This window comes from Actinomycetota bacterium (assembly GCA_005774595.1).
GTDB lineage: Bacteria > Actinomycetota > Coriobacteriia > Anaerosomatales > D1FN1-002 > D1FN1-002.
In genome coordinates, this window is record VAUM01000303.1 from 1 (window position 1) to 2,351 (window position 2,351).

2 protein-coding genes are annotated in these 2,351 nt (G+C 73.4%); both read right to left on the minus strand.

The window, feature by feature from the left end; translation table 11 throughout:
- Positions 1-45 precede the first annotated feature (45 nt).
- On the minus strand, positions 46-1,140 hold the full coding sequence (locus FDZ70_09405; GenBank protein TLM70024.1) for a UDP-N-acetylglucosamine 2-epimerase (non-hydrolyzing): 1,095 nt from the start codon (positions 1,138-1,140) through the stop codon (positions 46-48).
- 37 nt (positions 1,141-1,177) lie between these two features.
- The coding region (locus tag FDZ70_09410; GenBank protein ID TLM70025.1) for an LTA synthase family protein at positions 1,178-2,351 on the minus strand (1,174 nt) is incomplete at its 5' end.

Consider the following 2,351-nt stretch of genomic DNA (forward strand, 5'->3'; position numbering starts at 1 on the left):
CGCCCGCCAGCACCGCCGCCGCTGCCCGGCTGCGCGGCCGCCGCGTCACGCAGGGCCACCCCACGCGCGTTCCGGCATCATGCGCCCGGCCGCGAGCATGTCCGCGATGCGCTCGCCCGCGTGCCCGTCCCCGTACAGGTCCCGGGCGTCGCCGCGCCCGGCCGCCAGGGCCTCTTCGACCGCGGACGCGAGCCCTTCGCGCGTCACCCCGCCGAGGAACGCCGCGCCGGCCGCCACGCCCTCGGGGCGCTCGGTCACTTCGCGCAGCACCACGAGCGGCGTGCCGAGCGAGGCCGCCTCCTCCTGGATGCCACCGGAGTCCGTGAGCACCACGTCGGCCGCCGACAGCAGCTCCACGAACGGGACGTACGTCATCGGCTGCAGCAGCCGGATGCGATCCGCGTGGCCGAGGGTCTCCCGTGCGCGCGCCTGAAGCGCGGGGTTCGGGTGCATCACGAAGTCGACGCGCAGGTCCGGTTCGGCGTCCGCGAGGTCCGCCACGCCGAGGCAGAGCTGCTCGAACTCCGTGCCCCAGCTCTCGCGCCGGTGGATCGTCACGAGCGCGCGGCGCTCACCCGGCCCGCGCGCGGCGTCGGACACCGCGTAGCGGCGCACGGCGTCCACGACCGTGTTCCCCACGACCACGATCGCCTCGGAGGGGACCGCCTCGGCGAGCAGCGCGTCGCGCGCGCCCGCGGTGGGCGCGAAGTGCATCGCGGCGATGCCGCCCACGAGCCGGCGGTTGGCCTCCTCGGGGAACGGGCGCGTCAGGTCGCCGGTGCGCAGGCCGGCTTCCACGTGCGCGACGGGCACCTTGCGGTAGAACGCCGCAAGCGCGCCGGCGAGCACGCTCGTGGTGTCGCCCTGGACGACCACGGCGTCGGGCCGCTCGGCCTCGATCCAGCCGTCGCAGCCGGAGACCGCGCGCGCGAGCAGGTCGCCGGGGTGCGGCGCCATGACCTCCAGGTCGTCGTGCACCGGCACGCCGAGCTCGGCGCACAGCTCGTGCGCGAAGCGTCCGTGCTGGCCGGTGAGCAGGACGCGGCACTCGACGTCCGGATGCCGCTCGGCGAGCGCCCACACCACCGGCGCGAGCTTGATGATCTCGGGACGGGTCCCCATGACGACGCCTACGCGCACGCTCGCCCTCCTCGCTCGCGGTCCCGGGCGCGTGCGCTCAGCGCTTGGGCAGCGCGCTCACGTACGCGTCCGACAGCTCCTGCAGTCTCACGACCCGTTCGGCCGTGGCGTCCGCGCCCGCACCTGGCTTGGCCAGCGGCTCGCGCGTGAGCGCATCGTACGCCTCCATCGTCGTGTCCTCGTTGACGACGACGATGCGGCGATCGTCGATGAACGTCCCGGCGGCGAGGTAGTACCGCTCACCGAGGAGCACCGGGCCGCCCCCGAGCGCGTCGCGGCCGAAGTGCACCTGCGCGTCGAGCGGCAGGCCGAGAAGCGCCGCCACGGTGGGCATGACGTCGACCTGGCCGACCGGGCGGGTCACCACGCTGCCGCCGGTGATGCCGGGCGCGGTGACGACGAGCGGGATGTTGATGCGGTCGGCGTCGTTGTACGGCCGGCCGAGCAGCTTCTCGGCCACGGCCATGTCCTCGGCGCTCATCTGCGGCTGCTGCAGCCCGAAGTGGTCGCCCACCACGACGATGACGCAGTCGTCGTAGATGCCCTCCTTCTTCAGGCCGTCCACGAACTGCCCGATCGCCAGGTCCGCGTAGTTCATCGAGACGAGATAGTCGCCGGTCAGCGTGCCGCGCATCTCGGCCGGCAGCTTCAGCCGCTGCCGGTCGGCCGGGATCTCGAACGGGTGGTGGCCGGTGAGCGTGACGAACGCCGCGTAGAAGGGCGTGCCCGCGTCGTGCTTCCGCTTCAACTCGGGCAGCGCCTCGGCGAACAGCGCCTCGTCCGAGGAGCCGATGCCGATGACGTCCGTGTCCCCGTAGAAGTCCTTGTCGTAGATCTCGGTGAAGCCGAGCGCCGGGTAGAGCTGGTCGCGGTTCCAGTACTCGCGGTCGTTGGGGTGGAACGTCATCGGCGCGTAGCCGATCGCCGCGAGAGAGCGCGGGAGCGACGGGATGACGCGGTCGCCGTACTCCTCGGACAGCGGCTTGCTGCCGAGCGGGTACAGGCCTGCGCTGACCATCACCTCGGCGTCGGCAGTGTTACCCGCGGACACCTGGGTGTAGGCGTTCGGGAAGTAGACGCCGTCGGCGGCGAGCGCGTCGAGCGCCGGCGTCACGCGCTGCCCGTCGACCGTGCGGCTCACCGCGACCGCCTGCAGCGACCCGACCAGGATGACGATGACCCTGCCGCCCCTCGCCTTGCCGGCGGGGCGG